The 19,110-nt window shown below is 43.4% G+C and carries 12 protein-coding genes; 1 reads left to right on the top strand and 11 read right to left on the bottom strand.

The genetic code is table 11. From position 1 onward, the window contains the following. Positions 1–9 precede the first annotated feature (9 nt). The 10 genes from phoR to DS891_RS09925 all read right to left on the bottom strand — a co-directional run bounded on the left by phoR (position 10) and on the right by DS891_RS09925 (position 12,102). Positions 10–1,338 carry a phosphate regulon sensor histidine kinase PhoR gene (gene phoR / locus DS891_RS09970; RefSeq protein WP_174169717.1) on the bottom strand — a complete coding sequence of 443 codons (1,329 nt, stop codon included), beginning with the start codon at positions 1,336–1,338 and terminating at the stop codon, positions 10–12. A gap of 51 nt (positions 1,339–1,389) precedes the next feature. Then, positions 1,390–2,079 (bottom strand): phosphate regulon transcriptional regulator PhoB, encoded by a 690-nt coding sequence (gene phoB / locus DS891_RS09965; RefSeq protein ID WP_010378755.1) that lies wholly within the window; start codon positions 2,077–2,079, stop codon positions 1,390–1,392. A gap of 301 nt (positions 2,080–2,380) precedes the next feature. Further along, positions 2,381–3,334, bottom strand: coding sequence for a porin (locus DS891_RS09960; RefSeq protein ID WP_174169716.1), 954 nt, complete (start codon positions 3,332–3,334; stop codon positions 2,381–2,383). A 529-nt stretch (positions 3,335–3,863) separates the two neighbouring features. Next, positions 3,864–4,928: a class II fructose-bisphosphate aldolase gene (gene fba, locus DS891_RS09955; RefSeq protein WP_010607559.1), complete on the bottom strand. Its 1,065-nt coding sequence runs from the start codon at positions 4,926–4,928 to the stop codon at positions 3,864–3,866. A 198-nt stretch (positions 4,929–5,126) separates the two neighbouring features. Next, the gene (locus DS891_RS09950; RefSeq protein ID WP_010607558.1) at positions 5,127–6,305 is read right to left on the bottom strand and encodes a phosphoglycerate kinase; all 1,179 of its coding nucleotides are present in this window, start codon (positions 6,303–6,305) and stop codon (positions 5,127–5,129) included. A 127-nt stretch (positions 6,306–6,432) separates the two neighbouring features. Beyond that, complete coding sequence (epd, locus tag DS891_RS09945; protein WP_010607557.1) at positions 6,433–7,443, bottom strand: erythrose-4-phosphate dehydrogenase; 1,011 nt, start codon at positions 7,441–7,443, stop codon at positions 6,433–6,435. Between the two features lie 109 nt (positions 7,444–7,552). Next, positions 7,553–8,170 (bottom strand): 3'-5' exonuclease, encoded by a 618-nt coding sequence (locus DS891_RS09940; RefSeq protein ID WP_174169715.1) that lies wholly within the window; start codon positions 8,168–8,170, stop codon positions 7,553–7,555. A gap of 3 nt (positions 8,171–8,173) precedes the next feature. Next, positions 8,174–10,012 (bottom strand): DUF294 nucleotidyltransferase-like domain-containing protein, encoded by a 1,839-nt coding sequence (locus DS891_RS09935; protein WP_102057515.1) that lies wholly within the window; start codon positions 10,010–10,012, stop codon positions 8,174–8,176. A 90-nt stretch (positions 10,013–10,102) separates the two neighbouring features. After that, on the bottom strand, positions 10,103–11,827 hold the full coding sequence (locus tag DS891_RS09930) for a sodium:solute symporter family protein (RefSeq protein ID WP_010607554.1): 1,725 nt from the start codon (positions 11,825–11,827) through the stop codon (positions 10,103–10,105). 11 nt (positions 11,828–11,838) lie between these two features. Further along, a complete protein-coding gene (locus DS891_RS09925) occupies positions 11,839–12,102 on the bottom strand; it encodes a DUF4212 domain-containing protein (RefSeq protein WP_010607553.1) in 264 nt (87 codons plus the stop codon). A 411-nt stretch (positions 12,103–12,513) separates the two neighbouring features. Between DS891_RS09925 and DS891_RS09920 the strand changes: the two genes are divergently transcribed. Beyond that, positions 12,514–15,939 carry a PAS-domain containing protein gene (locus tag DS891_RS09920; protein WP_174169714.1) on the top strand — a complete coding sequence of 1,142 codons (3,426 nt, stop codon included), beginning with the start codon at positions 12,514–12,516 and terminating at the stop codon, positions 15,937–15,939. Positions 15,940–16,015: 76 nt separating this feature from the next. Here DS891_RS09920 and DS891_RS09915 read toward each other — a convergent pair whose 3' ends face one another. After that, positions 16,016–18,937 carry a hypothetical protein gene (locus DS891_RS09915; RefSeq protein WP_174169713.1) on the bottom strand — a complete coding sequence of 974 codons (2,922 nt, stop codon included), beginning with the start codon at positions 18,935–18,937 and terminating at the stop codon, positions 16,016–16,018. Between the last annotated feature and the right edge of the window lie 173 nt (positions 18,938–19,110).

Below are 19,110 nucleotides of genomic sequence, written 5' to 3'. Positions count from 1 at the left end.
AAATTACTCTTAAATTACACTTTTATGACTTTCATCATTTGTCATAAAAATTCGCTTTTGTTTGGGGAAAGTAAACCAAAAGCGAGAGCCTTCACCCACTTTGCTTTCAATATGTAAAGCTGAGTCATGACGAGACAACACATGTTTAGTAATTGCTAAACCAAGGCCCGAGCCGCCTGTTTTTCGGCTTCGTGCTTTATCCACACGGTAAAAACGTTCAGTTAGTCGGTTAATGTGTTCAGGCGCGATACCATCGCCATTATCGACGACACTAAAGGTCGGCAAGTCGTTTTCTAAATACCAACGTACACGAATGTGCCCACCGGGTTTAGTGTAATGAATAGCATTAAAAATTAAATTTGAGTAAGCACTGCGTAACTCATCCCCAGCCCCTTTGATATCCAAAGTCGGATCAATATCAAAAACGAGCTCATGGCCCTTTTCCTGATTAAGTGACTTCGCTTCGGTATGAATAAGATCAAGCATGGCAGGAATATTCACGGCTTTGTCATTGTCTTGCTTTCTCGCCCCTTCGATTCGAGACAAGGAAAGAAGTTGATTTACCAGACTATCCATCCGTTTACACTGATCTATCATAGTGCCATGTGCTTTAGCCCACATCGCGGGGGGTGGCATATTATCGCTATCCATCATCTCTAGATAGCCAGCCATGACGGTTAGCGGCGTCCTTAGCTCATGAGATACATTTGCGACAAAGTCTTTGCGCATTTGCTCTAATTGCTTTAGTCGGCTGACATCACGCGCCACTAGCATAAGCTGCTCGGCATAAGGCATGACTCGTATTTCCAACACTTGCTCATGTGCAAGTCCGGTCTCAAGCTCTAATGCTTCATCAAAGCGATGTTCATGCATGTATTTTACAAATTTAGGATCTCGGATAAGGTTATCCAATCTTTGACCATGATCTGTAGGCCATTGCAAACCTAACACTTTCAAAGCTAATTGGTTACACCACACAATACTGAGATCTTGTTGCAGTACAACGACCGCGTCTGGGATAGCTTCAGCCCCCTCACGAAAGCGTCGGATCAGTTCCGCGAGCTCATTACGCTTTTTACGATTACGTTGCTGAAGCTGATAGATCCCTTCAAACACTTGCTCCCAAGCGCCCTTACCTTCAGGTGGATTAAAACTACGTTGATTGAGCAGCCAGTCGCTCAAACGATAGAGTTGTTTGTAATGCCAAACTAATAAGACGAAAGCACCTATGAAAAGAAACAGAAAAGGTGCACTGACTAAATAGCCAATTAAGGCTAGTGGTAGGAAATACAAAAACAGGCGTCTCGTTAACGCCTGTTTATCAATCACTCGATACATAGACTAAATCCATTTAGGAACCAAATAATTCAGTTCCTCTTGGAATACTAATTACAGTTTACTCGAAAAGCGGTAACCTGCACCACGTACGGTTTGCACTAAGCGATCGTGGCCAAGCGGTGCGATAGCTTTACGTAAGCGACGAATATGAACGTCTACAGTGCGATCTTCAACGTACACATTAGTGCCCCATACGTGATCTAACAGCTGTTCACGGCTATAAACACGTTCAGGGTGTGTCATGAAGAAATGTAATAAACGAAACTCTGTCGGCCCCATATCTAACTCAGTGCCCGCGGATGTCACTCGGTGAGAAATAGGGTCTAAACGTAATCCGTGAACTTCTATCGCTTCTTCTAGCGACGTCGGTGAAACTCGACGCATTACCGCTTTAATACGAGCCATTAGCTCTTTAGGAGAGAAAGGCTTTGTCACATAATCATCCGCACCAACCTCTAATCCTTTAACTTTGTCTTCCTCTTCACCTCTTGCCGTTAGCATGATGATTGGGATCTGACGGGTATATTCACTTTGCTTAAACTTTTTAGCAATTTGAATACCACTGCCTCCTGGCAGCATCCAGTCTAGTAGCACCATATCTGGATAAGGTTCTACCATAGCAGCAACTGCTGAATCATAGTCTTCCGCTTCAATTGCTTGAAAACCATTTTGCTCTAGTACGAACACCAACATTTCTCTGATAGGTGCTTCATCATCAACTACAAGTACTTTACGTGACATTCCCAATGTTCTCTCGTTACCGACGTTGTTGATGTCATTATTATGACTAACTGTGACATTTTTATGAAAGTGTAACGTGTAAACGCAAAACAAGCCAAAAAAATCTCTTTTTTGGCTACAAAGGGAATACCTTATTTATTTGTAATAATATGATTTTAAATATATTTTATACTAAAATATTGGTCTCAAAATAGTGTTTTCGAAATATGGACTACGATCTCCAAACCATACTACAAAAACTACGCTGCAATTCACCGCAAAATCAGCATACTTTTTGTAAATAGCCTTACGCCTTTGTAAATTAAAAGTCATATCTCAATGTGACCGCCATCGTGTTGTGATCTTCGTTGTTATCCAAAGAAAATTTCGAATACCAAAGATACATACGAGCTTGTTTACTTAGACTTTTTTCCACACCTACTGAGGCTGCATTGCCAGAGTCTTTCAGCTTACCTGCAGCCCCATCCGAATCTTGATACTGGGCAAGTAAGGTATATGACTCAATCTGGTAAGCAGCACTCACCATGAAGCTATCTACTTCCTCATCACTATCAATCGCTTCATTTTGTTGATACATACCGCCGAGTTTAAAGTCTCCCAGTTTTCCTTGTACCGTCACGCGATTAATGTCTTGTCCCGCAACTTTATTGTCGTGGGCAACAGCAACATATACATTAGTTTTCTTGAGTTTGCTATCACCGTAACTTGCCGACAAAGATAAGCCATCTTCGCCGTTTTGTTTGCTGTTGTCTTCGGCAATATAACTCACTGTAAACTGCAAATGATTAATAGCCGGGGTCGTATATTGCACGGTGTCACCAAGGCGATTTTCACCAACAAATAACGAATTAATATCACCAGAAAAGTCATTCATTAAGTCCACTTTGCCTTGCGACTTTTTCATCGGTGTATCATCACGGCCGATCAGGAGCTGACCATAGCTCCCTTTAACCCCAAGATACTGAGAGCGTGCTGTAAGGTTATCACCTGACTTACCATCTTTGTCTTGATCTGTGATCTCAACTTGGAATTCATATTTATAAAAGACCTCAAGCCCATCCTGCAGCTTTGTCGATCCCTTTAACCCCATGCGAGAGTTATAACTCTCAATTGAAGTATCGCTATCACCGTCTTTATCAGAGTTTTGCACCCCGACATGAGCTCTACCGTATAGAGATACAGCTTCGTTTGCATAACTACAAACACTCATAGAGCAAAGGCTTAGAGCAACAAATGGTAGGTATTTCATTTTCATCTTTGATCACCTTGGATAGTATTTGGGCGCAGTACAACAAGGTTTGAGATGCCGAAGCCAGACAGAGAGGACGTAGCGAACAGATCTCGTATTGTTAAAGTTAGACACTTTTAGCTGGAGATCAAGAAACTGACTCTGGGATCAGTATTTTATTAACTGGTAGGGATCATCCATAGTCAGGATCAGATTTTTACTAACAAGATCGTCCCCAAGATCATTTTCTTACTAACCTCTTACTACTTAACACTGGATCACGTTGGTATAAAAATGATCTAAGCGAGGCTAACTTATTGATCTGAGGTTTTGAAATATATCTACTTAGTTAAACAATGATCTTTGTTAGTAAAGATCTGATCCCTATTTACCTCGCTAGTAAAATGGCGGTCCAAGTGTATTTTCACCTTGCAAGCCCTATTAAACATTGGCTTTCAATCAAGGATCAGATACAAAAAAGCCTCTATTTCAGAGGCTTTTTGAAGTATCAAAGTGCAGTGCACAATTTTACTTAGTCAAATTTTGATCCGGTAAGTTATTTCACTTTAGGATCTAACTCACCTGTTAGATACCTCAAGTGCATATCATCAAGTGAAATTGGCTTGATCTTAGCTGCTTGACCTGCTGTGCCGAACGCTTCATAACGCGCAACGCAGATCTCAGTCATTGCTTTCGTTGCTTCCGCTAAGAATTTACGTGGATCGAAATTGCTTGGGTTTTGCGCAAGATGGCGACGAATCGCACCTGTTGATGCTAAACGTAGATCGGTATCGATATTGACTTTACGAACACCGAATTTAATACCTTCAACAATTTGCTCAACCGGTACACCGTAAGTCTCAGGGATTTCGCCACCAAACTCATTGATGATTGCTAACCAATCCTGCGGTACTGAAGACGAACCATGCATTACTAAGTGAGTATCAGGAATACGAGCGTGGATTTCTTTGATGCGGTTAATTGCTAAGATATCGCCCGTTGGTGGACGAGTAAATTTATAAGCACCGTGTGATGTACCGCATGCAATAGCAAGCGCATCTACATTGGTTTTCTTGACGAAGTCTGCAGCTTCTTCAGGATCTGTCAGTAGCTGATCTTCTGTTAATTTACCTTCAGCGCCAATACCGTCTTCTTCACCAGCTTCACCGGTTTCAAGAGAACCAAGTACACCTAACTCGCCCTCAACAGACACGCCACAAGCGTGCGCCATTTCAACAGTACGACGAGTAACGTCCACATTATACTCGTAGCTTGAAGGCGTTTTACCGTCTTCCATTAGAGAGCCGTCCATCATGACTGATGAGAAACCAAGTTGAATTGAGCGCTGGCATACAGCAGGTGAAGTACCATGATCTTGGTGCATTACAACTGGAATATGAGGCCATTCTTCTACAGCCGCTAAAATCATGTGGCGGATAAATGGTGCACCAGCATATTTACGTGCACCAGCAGAACCTTGCACGATAACCGGACTATTTGTCTTGTCCGCAGCTTCCATAATCGCACGCATTTGCTCTTGGTTATTCACGTTGAATGCCGGAACGCCATAACCATGCTCAGCTGCATGATCGAGAAGTTGACGCATACTGATTAAAGCCATATTGCTTTTCTCCAATTGTTGATAGCCACCGCTATCGGTTTGAACGGATAATATGTTTACACCAGCCAACGCTGATGAAGTTAACCACTTTATTTGTTGGCTAACCGGACGCTACGCGTCGTCAAGCAAACATCAAGTATGTGAGAGAGTGATGTTTACCTGATATTAAGAGGCAGCTTAACGCTACCTCAATCGATTTTAGTCTCTAGCTCGCTGCTCAAGCATGGCGACCGCAGGAAGCGTTTTACCCTCAAGGAATTCAAGGAAAGCACCACCACCTGTAGAAATATAAGAGATATCTTGCTCAACACCATACTTATCGATAGCAGCTAACGTATCACCACCACCAGCAATTGAGAATGCTGACGACTTAGCGATAGCATTGGCAATCGCTTCAGTACCATTACCAAATTGATCAAACTCAAATACACCCACTGGGCCATTCCAAACCACAGTGCCAGCATTTGCAATGATCTCGGCAAGTTGAGTTGCAGTATCAGGACCGATGTCGAAGATCATGTCTTCGTCTGAAACTTCGCTCGCATCTTTAATGGTAGCAACTGCAGATTCTGAAAACTCATTACCGACAACCACATCAGTCGGAACAGGAATATCACCGTCATTCGCTCTAGCAGCGGCCACTAGCTTGTTCGCTTCAGGGATCAAATCCGCTTCGTACAGCGACTTACCGACAGGGTTACCCGCTGCAGCAATGAAAGTATTCGCAATACCACCACCAGTAACGAGTTGGTCAACAACCTTAGACAATGAATCAAGCACGGTTAGTTTAGTTGATACTTTAGAGCCGCCAACGATGGCCACCAAAGGACGAGCTGGGTTATCTAGTGCTTTACCAAGCGCGTCGAGTTCAGCTGCAAGCAATGGACCTGCACAAGCCACCTCTGCGTACAAGCCAACACCATGTGTTGAAGCCTGTGCGCGGTGCGCAGTACCAAAGGCATCCATCACGTAGACATCACAAAGCGCAGCTAGTTTTTTCGCGAGTACTTCATCGTCTTTCTTCTCGCCAACGTTAAAACGCACGTTTTCGAATACGATAACTTCATTGTCTTGTACATCCACGCCGTCTAGATAGTCAGTCACTAAACGTACATCTTGAGATAACGCATCATTAAGATAATCCACAACCGGCTGCATGGAGTATTGTGCATCATATTCTCCCTCGGTTGGACGACCAAGGTGAGACATCACCATCACTTTAGCACCTTTTTCTAGCGCTAATTTGATACTAGGTAGTGCAGCACGGATCCGCGCGTCCGACGCGACTTTGCCATCTTTAATTGGCACATTTAGGTCTTCGCGGATCAACACACGCTTGCCGTTTAAATCTAAATCCGCCATCTTAATGACTGACATTGGACATCTCCTTAAAGAACGATACATTTTGTTATCTACAAGGCAGCAATCGTTTGCTACCTCGGTTTGAATTATTGTTTTAATTTTGTGCAGACAATTTGATTATAACAGCGTCTGAAACAAATGATTAGCCACGCATCATCACGCAAGCGGTATCAAGCATACGATTAGCAAAACCCCACTCGTTATCACACCAAACTAGCAGCTTAACCAAGCGCTTGTGACTCACTCGAGTTTGCGTACCATCTATAATACAAGAATGTGGATCGTGATTAAAATCAACCGATACTAGCGGCTCTTCAGTGTAGCTCAATACCCCTTCTAAACGACCACCAGCGGCCTGCTTTAGAACCGAGTTTACCGCATCAATTGTGACATTTTCATTGAGCGTAACGCTCAGATCCATCGCCGTAACATTGATTGTTGGCACCCGTACCGCGATCGCCTCAAAACGACCTTGAAACTTAGGTAAAATACGCTCAATACCGCGAGCCAGCTTAGTATCAACAGGAATGATGGATTGGCTTGCCGCACGCGTACGCCGCAAATCACTGTGATAAGCATCAATCACTTGTTGATCATGCATAGAGGCGTGAATAGTCGTAATAGCACCGGACTCAACACCAAACTTATCGTCTAGCACTTTAATTACCGGAACAATACAGTTTGTTGTACATGAGCCGTTAGACACAATGGTGTGCTCAGGTAACAATATCTCTTCGTTGATACCGAAGATCACCGTCGCATCAACATCAGCATCCGCGGGGTGTGAAAACAGTACTTTCTTTGCCCCAGCCTGAATATGCGCAAGTGCGTGCTGACGAGAATGATAGACGCCAGTGCAATCGAGCACCACATCAACATCCAGCGCGCGCCAAGGCAGGTGACTTGGATCTGGCTCTGAAAATAACTGGATCTTATCCTCAGCTACTTCCAAAAAAGATTCTGTTAACGAAACTGGAAAAGCAAAACGCCCATGTGAGGTATCGTATTTTAGAAGATGCGCGATCCCTTTAGGATCCGCCAACTCATTGATGGCTACAATTTGTATTTCGTGGTGACGACCCGACTCATAGAGTGCTCTTACGATATTACGCCCTATTCGACCAAAGCCATTAATTGCAAGCTTGATTGTCATTAAATTGAAAATCCATGAAGTCGCAAGTACGAAAGTTCCCCTTCGTTTTGATGGCGCTATTGTAATCGACCTGAGTGAAATGTGTAAGGGGCTAGGGCAATTTTTTAACTCAAGTTAAGTCCGCAATTTTACATTTACCACCGGCACAGATGGCCAGAGATTGCGCCAACAGTAGCTCCGCTGTCGCTAAAGCATCGCTAAGCGCATCATGCAATTGGTGAGGAGGTAAACCATAACGCATTCTACAAGCGTTTAGTGTTAACGCATCTTGCGCCAGCGGATAGCCTTGCTTTAACACACGACGCTTATCTATCTGCATGGTATCTAACAGCAAGGCAGGTCTTACGTTTAGCTCAAAGCGCTGAAATGCCGCCTTAAGAAACGCCCAATCCATCTGTACGTTATGACATACCAACACTTTACCGTGGAGCGTGCGCTGAAGCGCCAGCAACAGAGTTTGTAAGGACTCACCGTCAGCCAATCGACTACTATCAATACCGTGGAAAACTGGACTCTGTGCAAGCGATTGCACCTCACTGTTCAAATGATACTGTGCATCTTTCACTTGGATCCGCATATTTTTAATCGGCAACCAACCAGCCGACACAATTTCATGGCGCTTAGGATCAAGACCTGTGAGCTCAAGGTCAAGCACCACCAACTCGGCTTGCGCAAACGGCAGATGTTTATAGCGCCACTTAGCAACTGAGTGAGAAAACCAGTTCATTGCTTATAAACTCCCTCGAGCAAACTTAAACGCACTCGCCTGCTGTGCTTGTTTTACTAAATAAAATGCTTCTTTGAGTTGATGGCGTTCAAGAGAAGAGAGATTTTCTGGGTTTATACAATTTCCTGGTAATCCTTCACGGTTGATTTGAGTCTTTAACCGCAATTGTGTTAAGAATCGCCAACAGTCTTTTAGATTGTCGATATCCGACTTAGCAAGTAATGGGCTTTTAGTCAGCGCCTCTAGGCGCTCTAATGTGTTAGCTCTTGCAACCCCAACCTTTAGCGCATACAACCTAACCACATCGTTGATAATGGCAACCCCACGTTTTTTCAGATCTAAATACTTATGTTTGCTCTTGTCTTTTTCCAGCTTAAATTGTTGAAAGATCCCAATCGGTACCGAGTTTGCGTTGATGTCTGTCGCCATCGCCGCATAAAACAACTCGTTTCGACTGATCTGATCCAAAGATTGGCGCAGGGTCGCATAGAGATCACTGGCGCCATCAATAAAACGCATATCAAAGTAGATCTTGCAATTAAGCATCGCTTTTGGCGTAGGAGACAAGATCCACTTGCTAAATTTGGCGGTCCACTGGGCAACTGTGCCACGGCAATCTGCATTACTAGCCATGATATTTCCCGGGCAAGATTGAATACCGCACTCGTTGAGTTGTTCACAGACAAACGCGCCTAAAGCAGCAAAGTAACGACGATCGTTTTCGCTAATATTGTCTGGTAGCAACAAACCATTGTCTTGATCTGAATGTAAGGTCTGCTCTTCTCGTGCCTGAGAGCCAAAACAGATCCACGCAAAACGGCATGGTGCAGCACCGTGCTGCTGTTGATATAAATAGATTAACCTTGATGTTAGTGCATCAGTGAGGCCACTTAGTAGCTTGCCAATCAGTGAAATATCTTCAATATGATAGGAAAATTGACGCAATAGATCCGGGATCTCCTGAGCGCAGTTTTTGATAGCCAGAAGATTTTGCGCTTTATAGATCCTGCCAATAAGTTGCACCGGATCACTTTTTTGCTGTCTCAGCAGATCGGTGCTGGTCAGCATGCCCAATGGTTTATATGCTTCATTTAACACTGGCAAGTGATGAATATTGTGCTTAAGCATTAAATGCAGGGCCGAAAACACACGGTTGTTTTCGAAAATATGTTTTGGCTTTTCCGTCATGATCTCAGCAAGTGGAGCACTGGGATCTTTGTCTTGCGCTAGAACTCGATTGCGCAGATCTCTATCCGTCACAACGCCAACCAAGCGCGCTTGCTCCGTGACCATAATTGATGAAACACGATGCTGGCTCATCAATTTGGCAGCGTCACGAATACTCGCTGTCGGCGCGATAGTAACCGCGTCTTTAGTCATTAGCTCAGATATTTTCCGCTCTGACCAAGTTTCGCTTTGCTGTTTATAACGAGAAGAAAGTAGTCGGTTAGCATGTGCTCTAACAAAGTATTGCTCAAAAGGTTTATATTCTCGGCGCAAAAAATCAAAGTTCTGCTCATTGAGAATATAAACCAAGCCATCTTTTTGAACTTCGATGCGATTTTGAATGGCATCACCGGTTAATAAAGAAGGATAACCAAAGTAATCTCCCTCACTCATACGACCAATGACTTCGTCTTTTGCAGAGATCAGATCAACCACACCTGAGCGCAGCAGATATAGATTTGGCTTGCCATCTTGAAGCCAATCTTGTTGATTCGTCTGGCTAAGATAAACAATTTCGATATGTTTTGAAAAGTAGCTGGCAGCCGCTTCGGGCAATTCAGAAAACGGAGCTTGTTTATAAACAAACTGGAAGACATCTTGAATTTCTGGCGTCATACCTAACTGTCCTTTTAATCGTCTACAATTTTGCACTATCAAAAACAAATTTGCCCAGCACGCTGGCTGGGCAAATTAGATTAGCATTGCTTAGTGTGCGTGAGCAGCGCTAGACCCTTTAGGGTTACGGATCCCATCAACCATCACTTTGACTTCTTCAGGTGTATCCGCAGTCACCTTCATAACCAGTGCAGCTACAACGAAGTTCACTAGCATACCTACAATACCGATCCCTTCAGGAGAAATCCCAAACAACCAGTTTGCAGGGGCATTTAGCTCAGGGCTAACAAACTTAAAGTAAATAATATAAGCCGCAGTGAAACCTATACCCGTTACCATGCCGGCAATCGCACCTTCTTTATTCATTCGCTTAGAGAATATCCCCATGATAATTGCAGGGAAGAAACTCGCCGCAGCTAGCCCGAAGGCAAATGCAACCACCGAGGCAACAAACCCTGGCGGGTTTATACCAAAATATGCTGAGATCCCAATCGCTACCATCGCTGCTAAACGCGCGGCTAGCAGTTCTTGTTTATCGTTGATATCCGGCTTAATGGTACGCTTCAACAAGTCGTGTGATACTGATGTTGAAATAACCAGTAGCAGACCAGCGGTTGTCGAGAGCGCCGCAGCAATACCACCCGCAGCGACCAATGCAATCACCCACGCAGGTAGATTCGCAATTTCTGGATTTGCCAATACCATAATATCGCGGTCAATCTTCACTTCGTTTGCACTTGCAGGATCATCAATCTTGCCTGCAGAGTACTGCATTTTGCCATCACCGTTCTTATCATTGAATACGATAAGGCCCGTTCTTTCCCAGTTTTTCACCCATTGTGGTGCTTCTTCATATACCGTGCCACTACCATCTTTACCGTTGATAGTGTCGATCATGTTTACGCGAGCGAACGACGCAACAGCAGGTGCTGTTGTATATACGATAGCAATAAACACTAAGGTCCAAGCGGCTGAAATACGAGTGTCTTTTACTCTAGGAACGGTAAAGAAGCGAACAATTACGTGTGGCAGACCAGCAGTACCAACCATAAGTGCAGCGGTAATAGCAAACACATCAACCATACTCTTAGAGCCTTCGGTGTACTGCGCAAAACCGAGCTCGGTACTGAGTCCATCTAGCTTGTCGAGTAGGTAGGTGCCCGAGCCATCAGCCAACGTAGCGCCAAAACCGGTTTGTGGAAGTAAATGGCCCGTCATCATCAGTGAGATGAAAATAGCAGGAACTAAATAAGCAAAGACAAGTACACAATATTGAGCGACCTGTGTATAAGTGATCCCCTTCATACCGCCAAGTACCGCGTAGAAGAATACAATCACCATACCGATGTAAACACCCGTTTCAATATCCACTTCGAGGAAACGAGAGAACACCACACCAACACCACGCATTTGACCGGCAATATAGGTAAAACAAATGAAGATAGCACACAGGATCGCAACCACACGTGCAACCTGAGAATAGTAACGATCACCAATAAAATCTGGTACCGTGAACTTACCAAATTTACGCAAATAAGGTGCTAAACACAGGGCAAGTAATACATAACCGCCGGTCCACCCCATGAGGTAAACACCGCCGTCGTAACCAGCGAAGGAAATAATCCCCGCCATTGAAATAAAGGACGCTGCACTCATCCAATCTGCAGCAGTTGCCATACCGTTTGCAACAGGAGGTACACCGCCGCCAGCAACATAGAATTCATTCGTGGACCCAGCTCTCGCCCAGATAGCGATACCGATATAGAGCGCAAAACTAAGGCCGACGATAATAAAAGTTAAAATTTGAACATCCATCGATTAGCTCCTCACTCATCCACGCCGTATTTTTTGTCCAACGCATTCATTTTTGAAACGTAGACAAAAATTAACGCAACAAAAGTATAAATTGCGCCTTGCTGAGAAAACCAAAATCCGAGTTTAAATCCAAAAAAACGAACTTCGTTGAGCACATCAACTAACAGGATGCCGAATCCAAATGAAACGACAAACCAGATAGCGAGTAGCTTAAACATCAAGGCGAGATTTTCTGACCAATATGCTTTCGCTTGTTCTTCACTTTTAAAAGCCATTTTAAATCTCCTATCACCCGCTCCAACATGGAGCAAGCTGTGTTAATAGACCTTAATGAGAGTAGCAACGGCTTGGTAAGTTGAAATTGAGACCTTAGTCGTAACGGCAAATTAACGTTTACGTAAACTGCAGATACGTGGTATTCATTAGAATTAAAAAGTCTTTATAAACAAATAGATAAGTCAAAACAGGTTGGATAAAGATGTATTTTCAATGAGTGGATACGACAGTAAGACATTAGTCTAACTTGAATGGTGAATGAACCTCTTTACTCACCAAATAAAACTCTAATACTTTGATTTTAAATAAGATATAAATCTCAAATAAAATTATAGAGCAAACTAGACTATGGGTGCCATTTGTTTGCTAAAGTATGACAATATTAACACCCAAAAACTATAACAAACATTATGACTGCCATTTTACTCCTTGTTGCCGCTGCTTATATTGGTGTACTTTTTTGGCTCGCCAACTGGGGAGATAAAACCACCCCCCGCGCACTCAAAATTAGTCATCATCCGTTTGTTTATGCCTTTTCCTTAGGGATTTATTGTACCTCTTGGACTTATTACGGCTCGGTAGGTACTGCGGCCACCAGTAGCTGGCATTACTTCCCTATTCTATTGGGGCCCATTTTACTGTTTTTGTTCGGTCAGGGGTTTTTGCGCAAACTCATATTGGTCAGTAAAAAGCAGAATATCACCACCATTGCAGACTTCATTTCGGCACGATACGGTAAACGCCAAACTACGGCCGTCATGGTAACGATGATAGCCCTATTGGCAACCATTCCATATATTGCACTCCAGCTCAAAGCCTTGAGTAGTAGCTTTTTGTTATTACAGCAGGATGAGCAAGTGTCTGGCACTGCGCTCGCATTAGCTGGCACCTTGATCATGGCATTATTTGCGATTTTCTTTGGCACCAGAAAGGTAGATGTGACTGAGTATCGCTCAGGGTTGATGTTGGCCGTTGCTTTTGAATCTATCGTTAAACTACTCGCACTCGGTATTGTTGCCGTGCTTGCATGGCAATCTTTAGCTCAAGTTCCAGACTCATTTGAAGCATTGAGCGAACATTGGCAATCTTTTGACTTCTTTAACTTCAACTTCGTTGGACAAACGCTTATGGCAGCGGCTGCCATCGTCTGTTTGCCCCGACAATTTCATGTTGTGGTGGTAGATAACCACAATACTTCACACTTAAAAACCGCACGTTGGGCATTTACGCTTTACTTGTTATTGATAGCAGCCATGATCATCCCAATCGCTACCGCCGCTATCCACCCCGATATTGGCTATGGTGCGGCACCGGATAGTTTCGTACTCGCTTTACCTATCATGATGGAGCATCCGATCCTAGCTACATTTGTATTTATCGGCGGTTTATCTGCGGCAACGGCCATGATAGTCGTTGCGACTCTCACACTTAGTACCATGTTATCAAACGATGTGGTATTGCCTCTGTTGTTCAAGCGTAAATTTAAGAAGAACATTCTTAACAGCAGTTTTAAGAGTCAAATACTCTTAGTCCGACGCTTTGTTATCGCCGCAATCTTATTACTTTCATATATGTACCAGCAATGGTTTGGTCATGGTGAAGCACTCGCAAATATGGGGTTAGTTGCCTTCTCATTGGTGACTCAGCTATTGCCTGCAATTGTCGGTGGACTTTATTGGCGCAAAGGCCATGCGTATGGCGTATATGCGGGGCTCATCGCAGGTTTTATCTGCTGGATGCTATTTCTTATGTTTCCAATTCTGGAAGCTGGAGGATTACTTGATTACGAAATGCGCCAGACCCTTATCACCCGAGGAACTTTACTTGCACTGCTCGCCAACATTAGTTGCTATATTAGCTTTTCTATCGGCGCACAGGAGCGCCTAATCGACCGTATTCAGGCCGCGGCATTCGTAAACCCTAAAGATCAGGCTGCGCTCTCTAAACGCTTGAATAAACAAGTTCGCGCTACCGTGTATGACTTTAAAGTGCTACTACAAACCTTCTTGGGGGTTCAGCGCAGTCAGCAATTGCTCGGGCACTATGCTCAAAATAATATTTTAGAAGATAATGACGCGTACCCAGCTCCTGAATTTATCTCATTCTGCGAGCGCGCACTCACGGGAGTGCTCGGTGCTTCATCAGCCCAAGCTCTGATCCGTACCGTGTCATCGGGTCGCCAAATGGCATTTGAAGAGGTGGTTAACTTTTTTGATGAAACCACACAAGCATTACAGTTCAACCAAAACCTACTTTATACCTCATTAGAAAATTTAAGCCATGGGATTTCGGTTGTTGATAAAGATCTAAAACTAGTTGCATGGAACAGGCGTTATCACGAGATGTTCGCCTACCCTGATGGTTTCTTAGAAGTAGGACAACCGATAGAAGAAGTGATCCGCTTTAACGCCGAGCGCGGTGAATGCGGACCTGGAGAAATTGATAAACACGTCGATAAACGAGTTCAACATCTGAAAAATGGCACTCCTCACCACTTTATTCGCCACCGCCGTAATGGCCAAGTATTTGAGATGACGGGAAACCCGCTTCCTGAAGGCGGGTTTGTGACGAGTTTTTCAGATATCACCACGCATATTGCGACGCAAAACGCACTGGAAGAAATCAATATGGATCTAGAGAACCGTATTGAAGCCAGAACCCAAGAGATCCGCACCATTAATATGGATCTTAAAGCGGAAATAGCCAATCGTCACGAAACAGAGCAGGCACTAATGGCCGCTAAAAAAGAAGCAGAACAAGCAAATGAGAGTAAAACTCGCTTCTTAGCGCTTGCCAGTCATGATATTTTGCAGCCACTCAATGCCGCACGCCTGTACTTAGCAGCGATTGATACCCACAATCTAATAAGTAAAGATCAGGGTAACTTTGAAAAACTCACCGATAGCCTAGACTCCACCGTGCACCTGATGAGCGCGCTTTTGGATATTGCAAAACTTGAGCAAGGTGCAATGAAGCCCACTCCTAGGCACTTCAACATTGACGATATCTTATTACCACTGGCAAATGAGTATGCCATCATTTCAAAAGAGAAAGGTCTCGAACTTAAGGTAAGAAGCTCCCACAGCATTGTACACAGCGACACCACTTACCTACGCCGAATCATTCAAAATCTGGTTTCCAATGCCGTTAAATATACCGACAGTGGCAAAGTGCTTATCGCCTGTCGACGCCGTAAACATAGTTTGAGGCTTGAAGTATGGGATACCGGTCCAGGTATTTCAAACCATGAGCAAAATAAGATATTTAACGATTTTTATCGTATTCAAGCGGGCGATAATAAAGGTATTGGGCTTGGGCTTGGTGTTGTAAAACGTCTATGCGATCTCTTATCCATCACAATTTCAGTGAACTCGGTTGTCAATCAAGGCAGCCGCTTTGCCATAGACATACCCTATGGCAATGTGGATTTACTCCAAGTAAAAGAAGATATTAGTCAGAAACCGCAAAGCAAAACTCAACTTAATGTCATCGCGGTTGATGACGACCCGAAAAACCTAGAAGCCATGGCGAGCCTGCTAGATAAATGGCATTGCCACTATCAGCTGTTTTACAAAGTAGAAGACGCGCTTGCTTACGCAAAACATAATTCCGCACCAGATGTTATTTTAATGGATTACCAACTTAACGATAACTGTGATGGGATCTCTTTGATCAAATCGCTACGCACCGTGTGGCAAGATACGGTTCCTGCTATTTTAATTACCGCTGTGAGGGATGAAGAAGTAAAAGTCGCCGCTAAGAATGACCAGATCCATTATCTGTCTAAGCCAGTAAAGCCAGCAAAACTCAAGGCTCTGCTCAACCATGGGCGGTGATCAAAAAAGCCTAAGTAAACTTAGGCTTTAGTCGCGGATATCAAAGCTTTACCATTATTGTAAAGCTAAGCAAGAACTAGTGTAATGCCAGTGCCTGTAATTGATTTGCAGCTTCTACGAAGTCGCTAACTTGTTCGGCTGTATAAAAGAAGTAATTAAAATCTCTTCCTTCACCGTCAACAGTGACCACTGTACTAAACTGACTATTATGCTGTGCAATAAACAATTTATTACCGGAAATAATTACACTGCCATCTTCGTTTAGAGTGTAGTCCATCGTCGCTTGTACTTCGCTAAAGTCAGCATCGGCATATACTGTGATTGTTTCTTCATTTACAACAAAGTAAGTAATTACCCAATCACCTTCTTGGCTTCTATCAGCCATAAAAATGGCCCGGCCTTGTAAGTCTTTAAAAGAGGCTACAGGTTCCGTTTGTTTCACTGCCTTTGCATAGCGCTCGGCACTGCCTTTTTGGGTAAAATATGGACTTACATTACCATCAAACCCGCTTAGATAAGTGTTGTCCTGCTCTGCTAAAATAGCAAAATACAAACTACGTTCATCAACCTCTAAACGAACACGGTGATCTGCCTTAAGGTCGTAATCTCCGGTCATATCCTGAGTTCCTGAATAAGTAAACTCTCCACCTTGCTCTAAATAGAGTGAACTGATCACTTGGTTACTCCAGTTATCATGTTCGAGGGTATAGAGCTCTTTATCGATTAATGACTCAACATCAACCAAATTTGGAACATGATGATTAGGTGCAAATTGTGGTAGCACAGTGCCAATCAGTGACTCAGGTAAATACTGGCTTAATGGACGGGTTGTATGAGCCGTTAAATCAAAGGCTCGATGGACAGACCAACCACCGACATAGTTAACTTCTGCTTGGATAGCATATTTATGTGGTGTTTTACTCAAAATAGTAAAGGTACGTGAGTTTAATACTTGGCAGCCAGTAAATGTACAGTTGGGATCAGGATAGCTATGAAGTGTAAGTTCACCATTTTCCAGCTCCCAACTACCAAAGCCTACAATAACCTCATTCTCTGTCAGAGAGCCGTCATAATTGGAGTCAAAAGTGTAAACCGAGTACGACTTACCATCATCATAGAGCTCATACCAAAACGAATCAAAATAGTTCCCTGCATACCGCTTACTCCATACGCCCACGACTTCTTCTCTATCCCAGTTGGCTTCCGGTTCTAAATTATAAGCCGTTCCGACGGCAGTACTAGAATCGTTTGACTGTTGTACTTTACCATAAACCATATACCTGCCGACCTGCGGTGTTAGCAGCTGATATTCAAAGTTAACGTCTAAAGTTGGTACATCTATTACGACTTTTTGATTTACACCTTGTCCCGAATACTGCCAATTAAAGGAAGCTGTTTCACCTTTCGATAAATGAAGCGTGCCACTGTTGCTAGTATCAAACGTGAATAAAGCAGAACTAAACCCTGATTCTTCAGTTAAACTACTGTAGCTGAGTAACGGTAAGCTAACCGTTTGGCCAACGGTAATATCCATTTTTTGATGATTATTATTACTATACGCTGCGCTTTCTGCGATATAGGAAAAATTACGATTTTCCCCACCTCCGTTTGGATATTCTCTACTCCCGCTAATTAACATTTCAGCACTCAGCGCTTTGTGATCAAGCTCTCTTAAACTAATTGCAATGCTATTCGCCCACTCGACAACAGTCACCTCAGTCTCATTACCTTGTTCATCCAATTCAAAATAGCTATAACTCGACTCCAGCATACGCTCATTTTGCGGGGTAATCGCTATGGAGCCTTCTTTAAATAGCCAATTTATCGAATCATTTGAACCGCCAACCTGAATCGTTCCGGTACCATCAGGGCTAAAGGTTACTTTCGTACCTCCCCCTCCTTGCAGATACAAGTCATGTGGTAAATACAATGTCTCAGGGGAAGATGAGATCACGCTTAACTGCTCGGTTTCAAACAATTTTGCTTTAGCGTCAGCGTACTCTGGAGAGCCCATTTTTTCTTCCAAGTATTGACTAAATACCTCTGTATCTTTTAGCCAATCTAGGGAGCTTTGTGGTGTTGGAGGTGGTACCGTATCACTGTCGCTCGCTAGGCTACTGACTGGAGGAAAGGTCACAGTCAAATTTTGCTCATCTAGATATAATTGATAAACAATTGCGCTATTCATTCTATGCCCATGATCAATACTGACCGAGCTTTGCTGCAGTTGCTCTAAAGTTTTAATGGTATCGCCATTATGTGCTTCTAATGAAGCTGCGGTTGCACTGCTAAACGGTGATAATTGTAATTGTATAAGTTCATCATCAGACAATTTGTTGTCATCACCTGCTTGAGATTGTAGAGAGGCAAAGCTTAAGGTGTAGGACTGCAGCTCGATCGTACTTTTGTCATCGACCCCTTGAGCATATAGAGAAACAATAGCGGAGGTTGGTGCGTCATCATCTTGTTTCAACGATACGCTAAACTCACCATCTTCATCAATTTGCGCAACACTGTTGTTTTCATCGTACTGAGCACTGACAGACCCCCCCGCCAAGTCAACGCCTATTACCCTACCCTCTAATGTAACTTGATCGAACAGCTGATTAATGTTTACGGTTACATCTGTAGTAGCCGTTTGCTCACTCGCATCGGTCACCGTCAAGCGTAATTTTGCCACTTCATTGTCTGTTGTAGCAGGAGCGGTAACATCAAGTTTATTACTATTCGCCCCCTCTAAGGCCAAATCAGGGCCGCTGATTTGTTCCCAAACAAAAGTCACCTCACCTTCATCTTCAACATCTGCTGTAATTGTTGCTGTCGCCTTTTCATCGACTGTTATATCCGAAATGTTTGCTATCACTGGCACCTTATCAGTATCAGTGGTTTTATCTCCTGAATTATCATTATTTGGAATGTCTGAAGATGAATCATCAGAGCCACAACCCGCCAATAGCAAACTCAAGGCAATACAACTCAACGTAAATTTATTTTTCATGGATATCCCTCCTCGGTCCTTTAAAGTAACGCAACACGGTTCTTTACGTGTTTTCATTGCGATGCAGTTACACCTACGTGATAGCTTCACTGTAGAACGGCCTGACAAAAGTCGTCCTAACGAAAAAACAATGAGATTTTCTCACCCAGTTAGAAATTAATTACATTTGATAC

This window comes from Pseudoalteromonas sp. JC28 (assembly GCF_013319255.1).
Classification (GTDB): domain Bacteria; phylum Pseudomonadota; class Gammaproteobacteria; order Enterobacterales; family Alteromonadaceae; genus Pseudoalteromonas.
The sequence above is the reverse complement of the archived record's forward strand: the minus strand, read 5'-3'. Positions and strand labels throughout refer to the sequence as shown.

Coding starts and splice junctions, on each gene's coding strand:
- DS891_RS09950 (WP_010607558.1), bottom strand. CDS start 6,305: ATGTCAGTCATTAAGATGGCGGATTTAGATTTAAACGGCAAGCGTGTG.
- phoB (WP_010378755.1), bottom strand. CDS start 2,079: ATGTCACGTAAAGTACTTGTAGTTGATGATGAAGCACCTATCAGAGAA.
- DS891_RS09920 (WP_174169714.1), top strand. CDS start 12,514: ATGACTGCCATTTTACTCCTTGTTGCCGCTGCTTATATTGGTGTACTT.
- epd (WP_010607557.1), bottom strand. CDS start 7,443: ATGACAATCAAGCTTGCAATTAATGGCTTTGGTCGAATAGGGCGTAAT.
- DS891_RS09935 (WP_102057515.1), bottom strand. CDS start 10,012: ATGACGCCAGAAATTCAAGATGTCTTCCAGTTTGTTTATAAACAAGCT.
- phoR (WP_174169717.1), bottom strand. CDS start 1,338: ATGTATCGAGTGATTGATAAACAGGCGTTAACGAGACGCCTGTTTTTG.
- DS891_RS09930 (WP_010607554.1), bottom strand. CDS start 11,827: ATGGATGTTCAAATTTTAACTTTTATTATCGTCGGCCTTAGTTTTGCG.
- fba (WP_010607559.1), bottom strand. CDS start 4,928: ATGGCTTTAATCAGTATGCGTCAACTTCTCGATCATGCAGCTGAGCAT.
- DS891_RS09960 (WP_174169716.1), bottom strand. CDS start 3,334: ATGAAAATGAAATACCTACCATTTGTTGCTCTAAGCCTTTGCTCTATG.
- DS891_RS09925 (WP_010607553.1), bottom strand. CDS start 12,102: ATGGCTTTTAAAAGTGAAGAACAAGCGAAAGCATATTGGTCAGAAAAT.
- DS891_RS09940 (WP_174169715.1), bottom strand. CDS start 8,170: ATGAACTGGTTTTCTCACTCAGTTGCTAAGTGGCGCTATAAACATCTG.
- DS891_RS09915 (WP_174169713.1), bottom strand. CDS start 18,937: ATGAAAAATAAATTTACGTTGAGTTGTATTGCCTTGAGTTTGCTATTG.